The sequence below is a fragment of the Streptomyces sp. NPDC087845 genome, from assembly GCF_044742755.1.
GTDB lineage: Bacteria > Actinomycetota > Actinomycetes > Streptomycetales > Streptomycetaceae > Streptomyces.
The window spans coordinates 28,204-45,005 of sequence record NZ_JBIUVC010000019.1 but is presented as its reverse complement, the minus strand read 5'-3'; the positions used below and the strand labels follow the sequence as shown (position 1 = coordinate 45,005).

At 70.0% G+C, this 16,802-nt stretch carries 16 protein-coding genes, 3 pseudogenes and 1 riboswitch; of the genes and pseudogenes, 11 read left to right on the top strand and 8 right to left on the bottom strand.

The features are described 5' to 3' along the window. Positions 1-187 precede the first annotated feature (187 nt). Complete coding sequence (locus ACIOMQ_RS34395; protein ID WP_362212687.1) at positions 188-631, top strand: nuclear transport factor 2 family protein; 444 nt, start codon at positions 188-190, stop codon at positions 629-631. Between the two features lie 30 nt (positions 632-661). Here ACIOMQ_RS34395 and ACIOMQ_RS34390 read toward each other — a convergent pair whose 3' ends face one another. From ACIOMQ_RS34390 to ACIOMQ_RS34380, 3 genes and pseudogenes are all read right to left on the bottom strand, one after another. Continuing rightward, positions 662-1,096 carry a transposase gene (locus tag ACIOMQ_RS34390; protein ID WP_401940143.1) on the bottom strand — a complete coding sequence of 145 codons (435 nt, stop codon included), beginning with the start codon at positions 1,094-1,096 and terminating at the stop codon, positions 662-664. 14 nt (positions 1,097-1,110) lie between these two features. Next, entirely contained in the window at positions 1,111-1,383 is a 273-nt protein-coding gene (locus tag ACIOMQ_RS34385; RefSeq protein WP_402191757.1) for a hypothetical protein, read from the bottom strand. A 105-nt stretch (positions 1,384-1,488) separates the two neighbouring features. Beyond that, positions 1,489-1,695: pseudogene (locus tag ACIOMQ_RS34380) on the bottom strand (FBP domain-containing protein); the annotation flags it as partial. 71 nt (positions 1,696-1,766) lie between these two features. Here ACIOMQ_RS34380 and ACIOMQ_RS34375 point away from each other — a divergent pair. From ACIOMQ_RS34375 to ACIOMQ_RS34365, 3 genes are all read left to right on the top strand, one after another. Continuing rightward, on the top strand, positions 1,767-2,414 hold the full coding sequence (locus ACIOMQ_RS34375; RefSeq protein ID WP_362212692.1) for a WHG domain-containing protein: 648 nt from the start codon (positions 1,767-1,769) through the stop codon (positions 2,412-2,414). A gap of 4 nt (positions 2,415-2,418) precedes the next feature. Next, positions 2,419-3,606 carry a GDSL-type esterase/lipase family protein gene (locus ACIOMQ_RS34370; RefSeq protein WP_362212695.1) on the top strand — a complete coding sequence of 396 codons (1,188 nt, stop codon included), beginning with the start codon at positions 2,419-2,421 and terminating at the stop codon, positions 3,604-3,606. A gap of 195 nt (positions 3,607-3,801) precedes the next feature. Continuing rightward, positions 3,802-4,458, top strand: a complete 657-nt coding sequence (locus ACIOMQ_RS34365; protein WP_402191754.1) for a transcriptional regulator — start codon at positions 3,802-3,804, stop codon at positions 4,456-4,458. Between the two features lie 142 nt (positions 4,459-4,600). Here the strand turns inward: ACIOMQ_RS34365 and ACIOMQ_RS34360 are convergent, their stop codons facing one another. After that, positions 4,601-5,008: a hypothetical protein gene (locus tag ACIOMQ_RS34360; protein ID WP_402191752.1), complete on the bottom strand. Its 408-nt coding sequence runs from the start codon at positions 5,006-5,008 to the stop codon at positions 4,601-4,603. 157 nt (positions 5,009-5,165) lie between these two features. On the opposite strand from ACIOMQ_RS34360, the gene ACIOMQ_RS34355 reads away from it, so the two are divergent. Continuing rightward, positions 5,166-5,666, top strand: a complete 501-nt coding sequence (locus ACIOMQ_RS34355) for an NUDIX domain-containing protein (RefSeq protein ID WP_362202751.1) — start codon at positions 5,166-5,168, stop codon at positions 5,664-5,666. 8 nt (positions 5,667-5,674) lie between these two features. Continuing rightward, entirely contained in the window at positions 5,675-5,851 is a 177-nt protein-coding gene (locus ACIOMQ_RS34350) for a hypothetical protein (protein ID WP_402128489.1), read from the top strand. Between the two features lie 200 nt (positions 5,852-6,051). Here ACIOMQ_RS34350 and ACIOMQ_RS34345 read toward each other — a convergent pair whose 3' ends face one another. Beyond that, a complete protein-coding gene (locus ACIOMQ_RS34345) occupies positions 6,052-7,014 on the bottom strand; it encodes a helix-turn-helix domain-containing protein (RefSeq protein WP_401268050.1) in 963 nt (320 codons plus the stop codon). Between the two features lie 91 nt (positions 7,015-7,105). Here ACIOMQ_RS34345 and ACIOMQ_RS34340 point away from each other — a divergent pair, with 91 nt between their 5' ends. Together ACIOMQ_RS34340 and eno are read left to right on the top strand one after the other, a co-directional pair. Further along, positions 7,106-11,335, top strand: coding sequence for a S8 family serine peptidase (locus ACIOMQ_RS34340; protein WP_402191750.1), 4,230 nt, complete (start codon positions 7,106-7,108; stop codon positions 11,333-11,335). Positions 11,336-11,821: 486 nt separating this feature from the next. Beyond that, a pseudogene (eno, locus tag ACIOMQ_RS34335) lies at positions 11,822-12,971 on the top strand (phosphopyruvate hydratase); the annotation flags it as partial. Positions 12,972-13,052: 81 nt separating this feature from the next. Here eno and ACIOMQ_RS34330 read toward each other — a convergent pair. From ACIOMQ_RS34330 to ACIOMQ_RS34320, 3 genes are read right to left on the bottom strand one after another with little or no spacing between them, the layout of a single operon-like run. Further along, the gene (locus tag ACIOMQ_RS34330; protein WP_362202766.1) at positions 13,053-13,586 is read right to left on the bottom strand and encodes a histidine phosphatase family protein; all 534 of its coding nucleotides are present in this window, start codon (positions 13,584-13,586) and stop codon (positions 13,053-13,055) included. Between the two features lie 4 nt (positions 13,587-13,590). After that, positions 13,591-14,376, bottom strand: a complete 786-nt coding sequence (locus ACIOMQ_RS34325) for a hypothetical protein (RefSeq protein WP_402191747.1) — start codon at positions 14,374-14,376, stop codon at positions 13,591-13,593. Between the two features lie 32 nt (positions 14,377-14,408). Beyond that, entirely contained in the window at positions 14,409-14,894 is a 486-nt protein-coding gene (locus ACIOMQ_RS34320; RefSeq protein WP_402191745.1) for an inorganic diphosphatase, read from the bottom strand. Positions 14,895-14,925: 31 nt separating this feature from the next. Then, a riboswitch (Fluoride riboswitch) is annotated at positions 14,926-14,990 on the bottom strand. Between the two features lie 238 nt (positions 14,991-15,228). Here ACIOMQ_RS34320 and crcB (ACIOMQ_RS34315) point away from each other — a divergent pair. The 3 genes and pseudogenes from crcB (ACIOMQ_RS34315) (at position 15,229) to crcB (ACIOMQ_RS34305) (ending at position 16,409) form a co-directional block, all read left to right on the top strand. After that, a pseudogene (gene crcB, locus ACIOMQ_RS34315) lies at positions 15,229-15,694 on the top strand (fluoride efflux transporter CrcB). Beyond that, on the top strand, positions 15,691-16,038 hold the full coding sequence (locus ACIOMQ_RS34310; RefSeq protein ID WP_401754161.1) for a DUF190 domain-containing protein: 348 nt from the start codon (positions 15,691-15,693) through the stop codon (positions 16,036-16,038). The pseudogene crcB (ACIOMQ_RS34315) and the gene ACIOMQ_RS34310 overlap by 4 nt, the downstream one beginning before the upstream one ends. After that, positions 16,035-16,409, top strand: coding sequence for a fluoride efflux transporter CrcB (gene crcB / locus ACIOMQ_RS34305; protein ID WP_402191743.1), 375 nt, complete (start codon positions 16,035-16,037; stop codon positions 16,407-16,409). The genes ACIOMQ_RS34310 and crcB (ACIOMQ_RS34305) overlap by 4 nt, the downstream gene beginning before the upstream one ends. Positions 16,410-16,802 lie beyond the last annotated feature (393 nt).

Sequence of the window (16,802 nt, the reverse complement as noted above, 5' to 3'; positions counted from 1 at the left end):
GCCCTCCTCTGGACCAGGGGCCTGTCCGGCAGGAGCCGCCGGACAGGCCCAACTAGGGTGCGTTTCGAAAGTGGATCTTTATGATGCGTTGCCTTACTCAGGAGGTAATCGTCTCGCCCGGACTGTGCGGGCTAGGTTGGTGATCTCGCCGCGTGAGCAGGACGCGGACCATACGGAGGGGCCAATCATGTGCATAGCCACATCTACGAACACACGGACCGCGGTTGAGGAGTTACTGCGCAGGATCGGTGGGGGCGACCCCGAGCGCATCGCCGAGCTGTACGCCGAGCGGGGCGATTGGAAGCTGAACTGGCCGGAGGCCGAGCACGGTCGTACTGCCACGCCCTGGATCCGTCATCGGTCCACCCGGGCCGACGCGGCCGCCCACTATCGCGAACTTGCCGAGCACCACGTGCCGGAGCAGGTGGCGACTGAGGTTGAGCGCATCCTCATCGACGGAAACGACGCGGTCGTGATCGGCGAGATTCGCCAGACCGCTCGGTCCACCGGACGTGCGTATCGCGCGCGGTTCGCTATGCACCTCACCTTCGAAGACGGCTTGGTCACCCGGCACCATATCTACGAGGACAGCCTCGCCGTGGCCCAGGCATTCGACACCGAAGACCGGTGAAAGCCACCAGGGCGAGCATGAGGATGCTGGTCACAGCCACTCGTTGATGGCTGCGACCAGTACGGTCGCTTCGTAGCGGACGGCGAGCTTGTCGTATCTCGTGGCGGCCGCGCGGTGCCGCTTGAGGCGGTTGATTCCGCACTCCACCGTGTGGCGCTCTTTGCAGTCGGCCTTGTCGAACTTCGGCGGCCGACCGCCGTGAGGGCCGCGTTTCTTGCGGTTGGCGATCTGGTCACGCTTCTCCGGGATCGTGCAGCGGATACCGCGCTTGCGCAGGTAGGCGCGGTTCGCGCGGGAGCCGTACGCCTTGTCGGCACGAACCTTGTCCCGCCGGGTGCGAGGCCGGCCCGGCCCGAGCCTGGGCACCCGGATACGGTCCAGGACCACCTGGAACTGCGGGGAGTCACCGCGCTGCCCGGCCGTGATCACCAGTGACATCGGCTTCTGCGCCTGCTCGACCGCCAGGTGGAGCTTGGTCGTCAGGCCGCCCCGGGAACGTCCGAGCCCATGGTCGTCGGGCTCGGTGAAGACACCACCCCGCGGCTCGACCTGCAGATCCCCTTTTTGCGGGCACCCGCCGCATGCTGGTGGGCACGGGCGATAGTCGAGTCCACCGAGACGTCCCAGGTGATCAGCCCCTCGGCGTCGGCCCGGGCCTGCAGTTGCTCGAAGATGCGATGCCAGGTGCCGTCCCGCTGCCAACGCCAGAACAGTCCGTACACCGTCTCCCACGGGCCATACCGCTCAGGCACGTCCCGCCAGGGAGCACCGGCACAACAGGGGCCGCCACAGCGGCCGGCCACCCGGCTTCGACCGCGCGGTCCTCCGCCGACGCAACACTGTCGAGCGCTGCTTCAGCAGCGCAGGGCGAGTGCTGTCGGACGGCCGTCCAGCTCGGTGGCGAGGTAGGCCCGGTTGGGGGCCTGGGGGTCCCTCCAGCCGAGGAAGTCCAGGTCGCCCCAGGGCCGCTCGTCCAGGTCGCGGGGGATGAACAGGCGCTTGGCCTCGCCCTTGGTGCAGTTCACGAAGGCAGTGCGGATCTCCCGCTCGGTCAGGGGTTTCATGGACGGCAGGCTATTTTGCCTATAGGCTTTAGGTAAATACATAATAGCTATCGCCAGATCGGAGAAAGGTTTTGGCTAGAGCAGGACTGACATTGGAACGTCTGACCCTGGCGGGGGCGGAACTGGCCGACGAGGTCGGTTTCGACCAGGTGACCGTCTCGGCGCTCGCCCGGCGGTTCGACGTCAAGGTCGCGAGTCTGTACTCGCACCTGAAGAACTCCCAGGAGCTCAAGACCAGGATCGCGCTGTTCGCACTGGAGGAACTCGCCGACCGGGTCGCCGATGCCCTGGCCGGGCGTGCCGGCAAGGACGCGCTGGCCGCCTTCGCGGATGCCTATCGCGACTACGCCCGGGAGCACCCCGGTCGCTACGCCGCCGCCCGTCTCAGGCTCGATCCCGAGACGGCGGCGGCCAGTGCCGGGGTGCGGCATGCACAGATGACGCGGGCGATCCTGCGCGGCTACGACCTGGCGGAGCCGGACCAGACACACGCGGTCCGGATGCTGGGCAGCGTGTTCCACGGCTATGTCAGCCTGGAGCTGGCCGGAGGCTTCGAGCACAGCGTCCCCGACGCGCGGGAATCCTGGGCCTGGATCGTGGACTCCCTCGACACTCTGCTGCGGAACCGCGCCGCACGCCGACCGGATGAGAGGCGCACCGCCGGAGGCGGTCCGCCGGGCACTGGCGCATCCGCTACCAAAAATCTTGAACAAGGCTGAGGCAATGAACACCGAGCACACTGAGCACGGCTGGATCACCACACCTGTCACCGCAGATATCCTGCGCGGTCACCTCGACGTGGAAGCGACCGCACACGGTCTGCTGCCGCATCGGCTGCCCGCCCGCTCCCGCCGGCAGATACCCGACAACCAGCTGGCCGTGGCCGAGGCCCAGCCCTCCGGCGTGCGGTTGGCTTTCCGCACCCGGGCCACGAACATCGACCTGGACACGCTGCCCACCAAGCGGGTCTACCGAGGTTTTCCGGCCCCGGCCGACGGCGTGTACGACCTGCTGGTCGACGGCCGTCTCGCTGCCCAGACCACGGTGGCCGGCGGTAACGTGCGCACGATCACCGACATGGTCACCCAGTCCTCCGAGCTGTCCGAGGGGCCTGTCGGCACCGCCCGGTTCACCGATCTGCCCGGGCACGACAAGGACGTCGAGATCTGGCTTCCGCATACGGAGATCACCGAGCTGATCGCCCTGCGCACCGATGCCCCCATCGAGCCGGCACCGGATCGCGGACGCAGGGTGTGGCTGCACCACGGAAGCTCCATCAGCCACGGCTCGAACGCCACCCACCCGACCGCCATCTGGCCGGCACTGGCAGCCGCCCAGGGCGGAGTGGAGCTGGTCAACATGGGGTTCGGCGGCAGCGCGCTGCTCGACCCGTTCACCGCCCGTGCGATGCGGGACACCCCCGCGGACCTGATCAGCTTGAAGATCGGCATCAATGTCGTCAACAGCGACGTGATGCGCCTGCGTGCCTTCAGCCCTGCGGTGCACGGATTCCTCGACACCATCCGCGAGGGGCACCCGACCACGCCGCTGCTGGTCGTGTCACCCATCCTGTGCCCGGTCCAGGAGGACACCCCCGGCCCCCTCGTGCCCGACTTCGACGGCGGGACCTTGCGGTTCAAGGCCACGGGTGATCCGGCTGAACGCGCCGCCGGGCGTCTGACGCTCAACATCATCCGCGACGAACTCGCCCGGATCGTGGAACAGCGAGCGGCCGACGACCCGAAGCTGCACTACTTCGACGGCCGTGACCTGTACGGCGAGAAGGAGTACGCCGAATTCCCGCTGCCCGACGAGATCCACCCCGATCCCGCAGCTCACCGCCGTATCGGCGAGAACTTCGGGCGGCTCGCGTTCGGCGACGGCGGCCCCTTCGCCACCGAGGCCGACTGAGCACATCGCTCCGGTCCACGGGCTGCAGGGGCCGGCGGTGCCGGGGCAGGCCCTGCTGCACCCGGGGAGTCGTGCACCCTGGCACGGCTCATGCCTCGGCGGGCGATGTGACAGGGGCGTACGGCGGCTCGGGCGGGTGTGCCAGGGTGTGACACACCCAGGCCCGGGTGTACGGGGCGTGCCTGCGCTGGGCGCATGCCTACGACACAACTGGGTGACTGTCTGCGGGCGCGGCGGGCGCTGGTGCGGCCCGAGGCGGTGGGGAATCCCGACAGGCGGGGTACGCCGGGTGAGCGCCGCAGCGGGGCGGCCGAGCGGGGCGACCCGCAGTTGCAGAGCCTGATGGAGATGTGGCCAGGGACCCCGGCGATCATGCTCGGCCGCGCCTGCGACGTGCCGGCCGTGAACCGGCCGGCCGACGCCCTGTTCGACGGCTTCCGGCAGGGTCCGAACCTGATGCTGAAGATCTTCCCGGCCCCGGACGCCCAACGCTTCTGCTCCGACTGGGAGTTGGTGGCGGCCAACACCGTGGCCGGTTCCCGGATGCTGCGCGGCGACGATCCCCATGACCCGCGCCTCCACGAGGTACTCCTCACGCCCACCGAGCGGAGCCCGGAGTTCGTGCGGTTGTGGAAACGGCACGACGCACGCCGCAAGCGGCTGCGAAGCAAACGGTTCCACCGTCCCGACGTCGGCGAACTGACCGTGCGCATGCAGGCGTTCGACGTGCGGTCCACGCCCGGCCAGGAACTGGTCGTCCACCACGCCGAGCCGAACTCCCCCAGCTCCGATGCCCTCACTCTCCTCGGCACCCTCGCCGCCACCCGGGCCCGGGAGAACCGGGCCGGGTGACCATCGACCACCAGTTCCGGGCTGTGGCCACTCGCTACGGCAAGCGTGGATTCGTCATGCGCGGCACCTTGTCGGCCCCGTCGGCACGGACCACCGTGGCATACGTGTGAATCACCGCAGGTGATGGCGCAGGCTTCGCGTCTCAGCCCAGGTAGGGGTATGTGCCCGCGAGGTAGTCGCCGATCTGCCGGCGCACGCTGGGACGGATGTCGTACTGGTCGCGGTCGGCCGACTGGACGAAGCGGACGTCGTCGGCCTCGTCGTTGAGGGTGGGATCGCCGCCGACAAGGCAGCCGGTACAGGCGTTCTCGTACTGCTGGCGGATCTCGCCGCCGGTGTCTGGCAGCGCGCCCGTCGCGGACGCCGCCGGGCCATCACCCCGCTCCGCAGGAACGTCCCGCCAACTCACGCTCTCGCACAGCACACAGCCGATGCCCCGCAGAGCAACACGGTCGTCCGCCGGCAACCGACCGGGATACCGGAGCCGCCAGATGGACGAGGCGGCAACAGCAGGGCCGTACACTCCACAGGCCATCAGACGCAGATTCATCCACCATCCGGCAGGTCCTGCCACCACAACATCCAACAGCCACGCCAACACACCGAACTCGTCCTGGAACGATCAACTGGGTAGCCGGTCGTCACACCCGAGCCGCGTCAGGGACCAGTGGGGCGAGACCGCTCATGCACTCTGACAGAGTGTCGGCATGAGTGAAATCGTGGAGCGTGTTGACGAACAAGACCGTGTGATGCGACCGGTGGAGCGTGGTGAGGCGGTTCGGAAGGGATGGCTCTACCGGATGGCGATGGTTCTTGTCCGCGATCGATCCGGCCACTACCTCGTGCATCAGCGTCCAAAGGACGCCTCCCGTTTCCCCGGCGAGTACAGCTGGCTTGTCGCCGGCGCCGTGGCGGTCGGTGAGTCCTACGAGGCCGCGGCTTCGCGGGAATTGCTGGAGGAACTTGGAGTGCGGTCGCCGGTTCGGCCTCTCTTCAAATTTCTGTGTCAGGGGGAGTTGAGTCCCTACTGGTTCGCGGTGCACGAAGCCGTGGTCGAGGACCGGCACGTCGCGGCCAATCGATCCGAAATCGCCTGGCACGACTGGCTGGCGGAAGGGGAGCTCGCGCAGGCGATGGAGCAGTGGGACTTCGTGTCCGACAGCCGCGACGCCTACGCTCGCTACCTGGCCCTCACCGCACGGGGATAGTCCCCGGCATGTCCGGGCGGTCCATCGTTTCACCGTCGACAGAAGCCCTGGCTCTGGCGCTGGTGGTCGGGGTGGACGACGACGGTGTCGATGGTCGCCAGTTCGTCTGCGACGGTGACGTCAATGATCCCGGTAACGGTCCCGTGCTCCGCGGCTACGACCGGTCCGAAGCCGCGGGCGGGTGACTCGGGCCTGGTGGTCAGGACGTCGTCGAACTTCCACGCGGTTGGTAACTTCTCGCCCTCGCCTTGAGCGCGGCCTCACCCTCGGCGTCTTCCAGCCACAGTCCCGGTCTTCACCCGTCACGAGCCGCATGGTGCAGCCGTGGAACGCGCGCCGAGACCACATCCGCTCCTTGCCGCCCCACCTGCACCGACGCGCTGTCTCACAACCAGCCGCGGCGGGCCGCGATCACTCCGGCCTGGAAGCGGTTGGCGGCGCCGAGGAGGTCGTGCAGGCGGCTGATGCGGCGGCGCATGGTGCGGACGGACCAGCCGAGCTGGCGGGCTATCGCCTCGTCCTTGAGGCCGCTGACCAGGAGGGTGAGGACGAGTCGGTCCTCCTCGCCGAGGGGGTCCTCGGCGGGGGCGTTGAGGGGCAGGGCCTGCTTCCAGCACATTTCCCAGTAGCCGGTGAGGGCATCGAGCAGGGTGGACGGGCGGATCACCGCGGCGCGGACGCCGTTGAGGTCGAGGGAGAGCGGCATCAGGGCGAGCTTGCGGTCGGCTATGGCGAGTTTGATGCCCAGGCCGGGCAGGACGCGGGCCTGCTCGCCGTGCCGGACCAGCTCACGGATGTCGTCGAGGACGCCCGGCCATTCCAGGGCCTCGGGGGCGTAGACCGCGCGGTACCGTACGCCGCGGCCGAGTGCCGTCGCCTCCACCGGGTTGGAGGTGGTCAGGGCGTACGGCGGCCGGTCCAGCGTCATCACGTCCTCGTGGGCCTCCTGTTGAAGGCGGACGAACCAGCGGCCGAGCGCCTCGCTGCCGGTGGTGATCTCCACCTCGTCCTCATAGGTCGCGCCGGTGCGCACGGCGGCGAACAACCGGGACAGTTCGTCGGCCGCCGACCGGACCCGCTCCAGCTCATTGCTTCTGGCCCGCACCAGCGCCTCGACGGCGGCGCCCGGCTCGATCGCGGCGTACCGGCGGCGGGAGCCGGAGAGGCGGCCGACCAGTCCGTGGTCGCGGAGCCGGTCCAGCGCCCTGGCGACGCGCTCGGCCGAACAGCCGAGATCCGCGGTGAGTTCGGCAGGAGCCGCCGTACGCCGGGACAGGACGGCACGGTAGACGCTCTCGTCGAACGGATCGATGCCTGCCGCCGTGAGTTGCGGTGTCTCGGGAGTCATGGACGGATGGTGGCCCAATTGTGCCAGCGGCAGCAATGGGCCACCGAGATCAGTTGTGCGGCAAGTGCCCTCACCACTAGGACCTTTACGCATGGCAATGAAGTCACGAAGATCGCGTCATGCCGCCCTCGCCGCCGTTGTTCTCGCCGGCACGTTGGCGGCGACACCGGGTGCCGCCCACGCGTCCACGCCCGACCCGTCGCAACGAGTGCTCGTCGAACTGTCCGGGAACGCAGCGGTCACCGCCGCGCCCGGTGGATCGCTGCTGTCCGCCGAGGCCGCCCGCGGCGTCGGTGCCGCCAGGCGCGCGCTCGACGCACGGCAGGAGACCTTCCTCGGCTCGGCGAAGAGCGCCGGGCTGCACCCTTCCGCGACCCGCAAACTGGGCCTGCTCATCGATGCGGTGGCCATGACGGTGCCCGCGTCCGAGGTGGGGCGGCTGTCCTCGCTGCCGGGCGTCACCGCCGTCCACCCCGACACCCGGGTGCTGACGAAGACGGACGTGAGCGTGCCGCTGATCGGCGCACCCGGCGTCTGGCAGCGCAAGGACCCGGCCGGAAGCCGCGTCACCGGCAAGGGGACCACCGTCGCGGTCCTGGACAGCGGCGTGGACTACACCCACCCCGACCTGGGCGGCGGACTCGGCAAGGGGCACAAGGTCGTCGGCGGGCACGACTTCGTCAACGGTGACGAGGACCCGATGGACGACAACGGCCACGGCACCCACGTCGCCGGCATCATCGCGGGCAAGGCGGCTGAGAAGGACGGCGTCACCGGCGTGGCGCCCGACGCGAATCTGCTGGCCTACAAGGTGATGGACGCCGACGGCTCCGGCTACACGTCGGACATCATCGCCGGAATCGAGGCGGCCTCCGATCCGGCCAACCCGCACCGCGCCGATGTCATCAACATGAGCCTCGGCGGCCCCGGCGACGGCACCGACCCGCTGGGCCGCGCCGCGACCGCGGCCGTACGAGCCGGTGTGGTCGTGGTGGCCGCGGCCGGCAACGACGGACCGGGCACGGGTACGGTCAACAGCCCCGCAACGGCCGACGGCGTGCTCGCGGTCGGCGCGTCGACGAGCAATCTGCGGCTGCCCAGCGCCTATCTGGCCGGCAAGAAACCCGGGTTGATCCAGACCTACCGCGGCATCCTGTCCGCGAACCCGCCGGAGCACCCCGTCACGGCTCCGCTCGTCGATGTCGGTGAGGGCACTGCCGAGGACTGGAAGCGGGTCGGCGACGTACGCGGAAAGATCGTACGGGCCGAGATGCTCGTCGCCTCCGACGCCCGGTACCTGACGGCGAGCGCCGTGGAGTGGGCGAAGGAGGCGGAGAAGCGCGGCGCGATCGCCGTGCTGGCCGGACTGCCCTCCAACGACGGCCCGGTGTTCGTCGCCGGAGCCCCGGGAGAGGTCCGGCCGCCGGAGGTGAACCCTGAGCCGGGAGTGGCCCAGGTGCCGTCCTCGTCCGCGCGGATCGACGCCTCGGGCGACTCGCTGCGCATGGACCACCTGGTGGTCATGGGCATCGACTCGACCCAGTACACGGAGTTGAGCACCCGGCTCGCCGCCGGGAAGGTGTCGGTGACACTACGCGGCACCGACACCACCGACCGGATCGCCTCGTTCTCCTCACGCGGTCCCGGACAGGACTTCGGTCTGAAGCCCGACCTGGTCGCACCGGGCGTGGAGATCCGCTCCACCGTGCCCAAGGCGCTGTACGGGCCCGGCGAGTACCGCATGTCGGGCACGTCGATGGCGGCCCCGCACGCCGCCGGCGCCGCGGCCCTGCTGCGCCAGCTGCATCCCGGGCGGGTGCCGGCCGAGATCAAGGCCGCGTTGGTCGGCACCGCGAAGCCGCTGAGCGACAGCGGGCCCACGACGCAGGGCTCGGGCCGGCTCGATGTGGCCGCGGCCGCCTCGGCCACGGTCAGCGCCTCGCCCGCGTCGGTGTCGTTCGGACTCGCCGATCTGTCCCGGCGTCACGTCGGCGGCATCGCGAAGGTGACACTGCGGAACTCCGGCAAGCGGCCGGTCGCGACCTCGCTGCGGACCGATGGTCCGGCCACGGTCTCGGCGAAGCACGTCACCGTACCGGCCGGGGGGACCGCGACCGTGACGGTCTCGCTGCGCGTCGCCCGGCCGGCGGCCGACACCGAGATCAGCGGCCGTCTCACGGCGACTCCCGACCGGGGACCGGCGATCCGGGTGCCCTACCTGCTCGCCGTCCGGCATCTGGCCGTCCAGGCCGCGCCCGACCCGAGCGACGGCCACTCGACCGTGCACATCGCCCCGCCGACCCGGCTGGCCGCACCGCCGGTCGTCACCGTCACCCCGCCGCGCGGCAGGGCCGTCGATGTCACTTCCACGCTCGATCCCGCCAGCGGCTACTACCGGGCCGAGGTGACCGGCAGCGTGGCCGGCGCCTACCGGGTCTCGGTACGCGGCACCGCAGGCACCGGGCAGCGGCTCACCGGCACCGGCGCCTTCGAGGTCACCCCGGTCGACAGCCGCGGGAACCGCTGGAAGCCGGTGGGTCCCAACGGCCAGGCCGGTTTCATCGCCCTCTCGCCCAACCGGCCGAAGCAGGCCGTCCTCACCCAGTACCAGAAGGCGGCTCCCTGGCTGACCACCGATAACGGGGCCTCCTGGCGCCAGTTGGGACGACTGCCCGTCGCGGACGGCACGGGCCCGCTCGTAGTGGACGCGAAGAATCCCGACCGCTGGTGGTACGCCGTGAACAGCGTTCACGACGGCAGTCGCCGGGGCGCCATCCTGCGTACCGATGACAACGGGCGGACCTGGCGCACACTCGACGTCCCGGACACCCGCATCTCGGCGCTCGCCGCCGATGAACGAACCCGCACCCTGGTCGCGGTCACCTCGGACGCACTGCTGGTCAGCACGGATGCGGGCGACCACTGGACGACGTATCCGACCGGCGTCACCGGCGGCATCACCGCCGCCGCCGTCACCGGCGACACCCTCTATATGACGACGTATCACGGCGTCTGGGCCCGCTCCGGCATCGGCTCGGGCAACCCCGGCGAGGCGCGCCTGCTCTTCGACCCGTCCGACGGGACCGTCGGCGGGCTGGCCGCCGACTCCTCGGTCGTGGCGGTGTATGTCCCGGGCCGGGGAGTTGTCGGTTCCCGTGACGGCGGGGAGACCTGGACCACCCTCCTGTCCATGACGGACGGCGGCGTCCGCCTGACCATCTCGGGTGACGACCTGTACCTGGCCACGCTGACCGGCAGCGGCCGTCTCAGCCGCGACCACGGGCAGACGTGGACCACGGTCGCCGCGCCGTCACGCGCGGCGATACCGATGGACTACGACCGTTGGGCCGACGGTTCCGTCACCGTCTCCAGCGAGCAGGACGGTCTCTACCGGGGTGCCGCGGACGGCACCGGATACCGGCGGATCGGCGTCCAGGGACTGACCGTCAACGATCTCGCTGTCAGTGACGGCCATCTGCTCGCCGCCACCGACAGCGCGGTCTACCGCACCGCCCTTCCCGTCGCGACCCCGGAGTGGGGCCAGTCGGGCGGCGAGGGCAGGAGGGGCGTCACCGTCCCGCAACTTGGCGTGTCGGCCAAGGATCCGAAGGTGATCTGGAAGGTGCGGCGCACCGCGTTCGGCTCATTCACCGTCGAACGCAGCGGTGACGGCGGTGCCACCTGGCAGAAGAGGGGCAGTTCGGCGGAGGTGCCGACGGCGCTCCTGGTCCACCCCGCCGACCCGAACCGGGTCATGGTCAGCTTCCAAAGCCTTCTGGGCCAGGGGCTGTTCGCCACCAGCGACGGCGGCGCCACGTGGAAGAACCTCTACCACGAGCGCTCCTTCGACACCATCACGGGCGACCCCGCAAATCCGCTGCGCCTGTGGCTCGGCAACACCGCGGGTCTTTACCGGTCCGACGACGGCGGGGTGACCGTCACCAAAGTCGCCGACGGCCCGGTGACCGCGATCGACCTCGACGGACGGCGCCTCGTCGTCGGCGGCGAGAGCGTCCGCGTCAGCACCGACGGCGGCCGGACCTTCCGCACCGCGGACACCGGCGCTCTCGCAATCCATGTCTCCGACCTGCTCCGGGTCAAGGACACGCTCTACGCGGCCACCACCAGCTCGGGAGCCAGCGGCCTCCTGCAAGGCGGCCGCGGCGTACTGCGCAGCACCGACCGCGGTCTGAGCTGGCACAACATCTCCACCGGCCTGCAGAACACCGACACCACCAAACTGGCCGCGAGCCCCGACGGCCGCACGCTCTACGTCGGCACCGTCGACGGCGGCGTGCACCGTCTCGACCTGCGCCACTGATCACTACAGGCCGGGCGCCCGGACGGCACTCCTGTCCGGGCGTTCGGCCCACGCGTTGACGCGGCCGATGGATCAGCGCAACGACCACGACGGCCGGGCCGCCCGGCGCGGGCGCTTCAGCGGCGGTTTCGGTGCAACTTCCGGCCCGGGTGGGCTCCTGCGGCCGGAAAGGCTTTGTGGCAGTTCCTCCAACGGCTGTCCGGCGGGCCGGCGACTCGCTCAACCTGATGACACGTCAGCAGAGTCGGCACGTATGTGATCAGACCTGGTCACAGGCGCCCACACGTGCAACTGCCGACCGTCCGAGGAACCGAACCACGACAGGCACGACCACGCCCCCGCCGTACCGGCCGGGGGACGCGGCGAAGGCGCACGATCGGACATGTCGCCAAGCGCATCACTCCAAATCAGCGCACCCACCTCCGGGGCTTCAGGGCCACTGGCGGCAATGCCGGAGCAGGGAGCCGGGCCCCGTCGCAGCCGGACCCCTCCGGGGCGTCCACGGGCACACGCGAGGCAGTCGAACTGCGCGACGGCGACCCTGCCCGGTTCGCCGGTCAGGGAGTCCGCCAGGCCGTCGGCCATGTCAACGGCGAGATCGCGCAGGCCCTCGTGGGCCGTGACTTCGCGTCGGCGGCCGAGGTCGACGCCGCGCTGATCGCGCTGGACGGTACGGACACCAGGTCGAGGCTCGGCGCCAACGCGATCACCGGTGTCTCGCTCGCGGCGGCCCGCGCCGAGGCCGCCGGAGGCAAGGACCTGTGGCGGTCCCTCGCGAACGTCGCCGGAACCACTCCGCGCCTGCCGGTCCCGCATTTCAACGTCGTCAACGGCGGCGCCCAGGCCGCCAACAACCTGGACTTCCAGGAATTCATGCTCGCTCCGCTCGGTGCCCCCAGCCGCCGTACGGGCGGGTGCGGAGGTGTACGGACGGCTCAAGGCGCACCTGGCAGCAGGCGGGCACCCGACCGGGCTCGGCGACGAAGGCGGCTTCGCCCCGGACATCGACCGCCCCGAGGACGTACTGACCGTCCTGGTGGAGGCAATCGAAGACGCGGGCAACACCCCCGGCCGCGACGGCGTCGCCATCGCTCTCGACCCGGCCGCAAGCGAATTCCACGAGAACGGCCACTACCGGGTGGCGGGCGAGGAACTCACCTCCGACCAGCTCATCGACCGCTACGAGGAGATGATCGGCCGCTTCCCGGTGTGGAGCATCGAGGACGGCCTTGCCGAGGACGACTGGGACGGCTGGGTCCGGCTCACCGAACGCCTCGGCGACCGCGTCCAGCTGATGGGTGACGACATCTTCGTCACCAACCCGGCCGTCATCACCCGGGCCGTCGCCCGCAAGGTCGGCAACTCCGCGCTGATCAAGGTCAATCAGATCGGGACCGTCACCGAAGCGCTGGAAGCAATGTGGATCTGCCGCGAGGCCGGATACACACAGATGATCTCTCATCGCTCCGGCGAGACTCCCGACGCCTTCATTGCCGACTTGGCGGTGGGCACCGGCTGCGGGCAGATCAAGTCCGGCGCCCCGGCGCGCGGCGAGCGCGTCGCCAAGTACAACCGCCTCCTCGAACTCGCCGACGCGCACCCCGGAGTGCTCCCCTTCGGGCTCGGCGATGCTTGATCGATGCCGACGGGAGCCGGGCAGGCGCGTCTCCGCATCGTTGCCGGCGTACTTCTGTTCGGCCTGCTGGGACGGAGATCCTCAACGCGTGACGTGGACACCGCGGGGGACGGCGAAATCGGCGAGCGTCGCTGTGCCCGGAGCGAGCCGGGCCCACGCGCCGGGCAGCACCAGAACCGCGACCGCGGCGGTCGGGAACTTCACGCGGGCCCGCGCAAGTGCCGCGTCGTCCCCGTCTCCCGCCAGGGACAGGACCATGTCCTGCACTCCCGGCTGGTGGCCGATCAACAGCACGGTGCGCCGCCACACCGGGACGTCACGCACGACGGAGACCAAAGCGGACGCGCTCGCCTCGTACACCCGCGGCTCGAACACCACCTCCGGCGACGCCCCCAGCTGTGCCGCGGCCAGATCCCATGTCTGCCGGGTACGCCGGGCGGTCGAGCAGATGACCAGGTCGGGCACGCACTGCGCTTCGTGCAGCCAGCGTCCGGCCGCCGGCGCGTCCCGGCGGCCCCGGCCCGCGAGCGGACGTTCGTGATCGGGTACACCCTCCGGCCAGGCCGACTTGGCGTGCCGCAGCACGATCAACCGCGCCGGCGTCGACCTGGACACCGTCTCACCCCGCTTCCGGCACCGGGGCGCGCCCGATCTCGCGTATGAGTTCCAGACCGAGTATCCGGTCCGAAGCAGCGAAGGTCTCGAACTTTGCACCCTCGGGCATGCCTTCGGTCATCTCGGCGCGGAGCAGCAGGTCGAGGACGGCCGGTGTGTCGAGGTCCGCGGCCACCGCGTCAGCCGTCGCGCGGCTGAACTCCTGCGGGACCGGTTTCGACGGCGAACACGCCCAGTGCGCCACGCGTTCCCGCCACCGCGCCAGTGTCCGCTCGGCATCGACGACATCACGAGGCGTGAGGGTGGCAGGCCGGTCGTACGAATGCCCGAGCAACGCCAGCCTCATGGCCAGGAGATCCTCGCCCTCGGCCGGACACTGCCCGTGCGCCCCGGCTCCGTCCACGCGTCCCACCTCCACCCACACTCCCCGTTCGGCATCGTGCCGTCCGTCGCCGAAGACGTTCACATCGGCCGGACCTCCGAGGGCGTCGAGCACCTCTCCGCTGCCGGTGAACGAGGCCGGGGGGTGCACTCCGAGCGCGGTCATGAAGGTCTGCAACGCCATGACCCGCTCCGGTGACGGGTCGGGAAGCTCGCAGACCTGGATCAGCTGCCGGCCGTCCGCCTCCAGCGTCCGCGACAGCACGTCCGCGATGACGAGTACCCGTGCGTGCACCGGTCCTGGCTCGCCGTTGATGACCGGCAGGTGCGCGCACATCCGCAGCATCCGATTGCGCGCCGACGGCAGTGCCACCGCATGACGCGTACGGCCGTCAATGATCGTTGTCACAGCACAACTCCCTTCCCCCCCGGCGCGTAGGGTCAATCCAGGCATCCGGTCAACTGGAGATAGGCGTGCTGTGCATCCGCCACCAGTCGATCGGCCTCCTCGCGGCTGCCGCAGCCCGTCACCTGGTACTCCGAGCCGGGTGAGAGCCGACCGAGAGCTGCTGCCCATGCGGCGGGCTCCGCGTGCCAGCGGCCCAGATCCGCAGTGCCGACCAGATCGACGAAGGGCTCGGCCTCGGCGACGCACACCACTTCGTCCAGGTCACGCCGGCCGTCGCTCAGGTGGAGCACCGCCACCGGCCAGGCCGCTACCTCGTCCCCCGGCCGTGCCGGCTCCTGCATCAAGACCATGGTCCGCACGGACCGGCCGTCCGTGTCCAGGGTGTCCTCGACGCATCCCTCGCCCACCGGCCAGCCATCGGCGCGACTCGGCACGTCGTGCTGGGCGGACTCCGGACTGCCGTGCCTCCCGATGGAGGACCCGATGGTCGACTCGACCTCGACGGTGATACGAGGCACCGCGACCACCTCCCGTAATGCCAGACGGCTGGATCACGCAGAGGCCATCAGCGCCGCATCGGCGCGGTTGCGGCGAGCCTCCTCGCCCGATGTGTCAAGTGTCCCGCGCAGGGCCCTGCGGTACAACCGCCGCGGCCCCGGCCGGACGGGAGAACGTTCCCGGCACCCGGTAGGCTTGCTCGAAGCGGTGATCTCGTTCTCATCGCACGGCGGTGGGGCCCGCCGTACCCGAACCGCGGCAATGACGCCGCCAACGGTCCCTACTTGCGACGCGCACCTGTGTATGCCCGCGCCCGGCGAGTAGGAGACGTACGTGGAAAAGCCCCGGACCCCGATGCTGAACGAACCGGTCGACCCGGATGTCGACCTCCACCAGCCCCGAACAACGCAAAGACCCTCGGCTGCGACAGGGCCCCGTGGTGGCATCCGTCGCGCTCGGCGGTGCATTGGGGGCGGCCGCACGGTACGGAGCCTCGCTCCTGTGGCCCACCGCGGCCGATGCCTTCCCGTGGACGACCCTGACCGTCAACGCCATCGGCTGTGCCGTCATCGGCGTCTTCATGGTCGTGATCACCGACGTCTGGGCGGCCCATCGGCTCGTACGCCCCTTCTTCGGCACCGGTGTTCTCGGCGGCTTCACCACCTTCTCCACCTACGCCACCGACGTCCAACGCCTGGTCGACGGAGGCGAAGCACGCATCGGCCTGAGCTACCTGGCCCTCACCCTGCTCGCCGCCATGGCCTCCGTCTGGATCGCCGTCACCGTGACACGCCGGATCATCGAATGGAGGCAGCCATGAGTCTCACCGGCTCCGCACTGCGCGTCACCATCTTCATCGGCGAGAACGACATGTGGCACCACAGACCGGTCTTCACCGAGATCCTCCACCGGGCCCGCAAAGCGGGCCTGGCCGGTGCCACCGTCTTCCGCGGAATCGAAGGGTTCGGAGCCTCCTCCCTGATCCACACGGTCCGGTTGCTGTCCCTGGGCGAGGACCTGCCCGTCGCCATCGTGATCGTCGACACCAACGACCGGCTCCGGGCCTTCCTGCCACAACTGGACGAACTCGTCACCGAGGGCCTGGTCATCCTCGACGACTGCGAAGTCATCCGCTGCACCGGTCGTGAAAAGGAGGGGCAGTGAACTGGCTGCTCGTGATCACGGGCGCCGTCGTCGGAGCCCCGCTGCGCTACCTCACCGACTGCACAATCCAGTCCCGGCACGACAGCCTCTTCCCCTGGGGCACCTTTACCGTCAACGTCGTCGGCTGCCTGATCCTCGGGCTGCTCACCGGCGCGGTCGCCGCCGGCGCGGCATCATCCGCGATACGGCTGTTTGTCGGCACCGGGCTGTGCGGGGCACTGACGACGTACTCCACCTTCTCGTACGAGACGCTGCGCCTGGCCGAGGACGGAACACGCTTCTATGCGGCGGCCAACATCACGGCGAGCGTGGTGGCCGGACTCGGAGCCGCGTTCACCGGGGTGGCGCTCGCCCGGGCCATCTGGGCATAGCCGCTCCTCCGTCGCGGGGGTCCGGACGACGACGCGGCAAAGCCGGCCCGGCCGAGGAGGCGGACCATGAGGGGTGCGCGGTCCCGGCGAACGGTCAACACGACTGATTCGGCGCCGAGTTCGGACTGAACCCGGAGGGCGTCCGTGCCTGTGGTGACCGGTGCGACAGACGTGCGAGCCTCGCTCGCCACCTCGCCACCTCGCCACCTCGCCACCTCGCCACCTCGCCTCCCTGCCCCCCCCACCGCCTCGCCGCTCCGCCCGCCATGCGCTCAGAGGCCGTTGCGTTCCCGCGCGGAGGGTTTGACGGAGGACGAGTTCTCCATTCCGCCACGATCTTGCCTAAAACCCTTCTAAGATCGCCGTCAAGGCGGTTCTCCGCATCTCTATGTA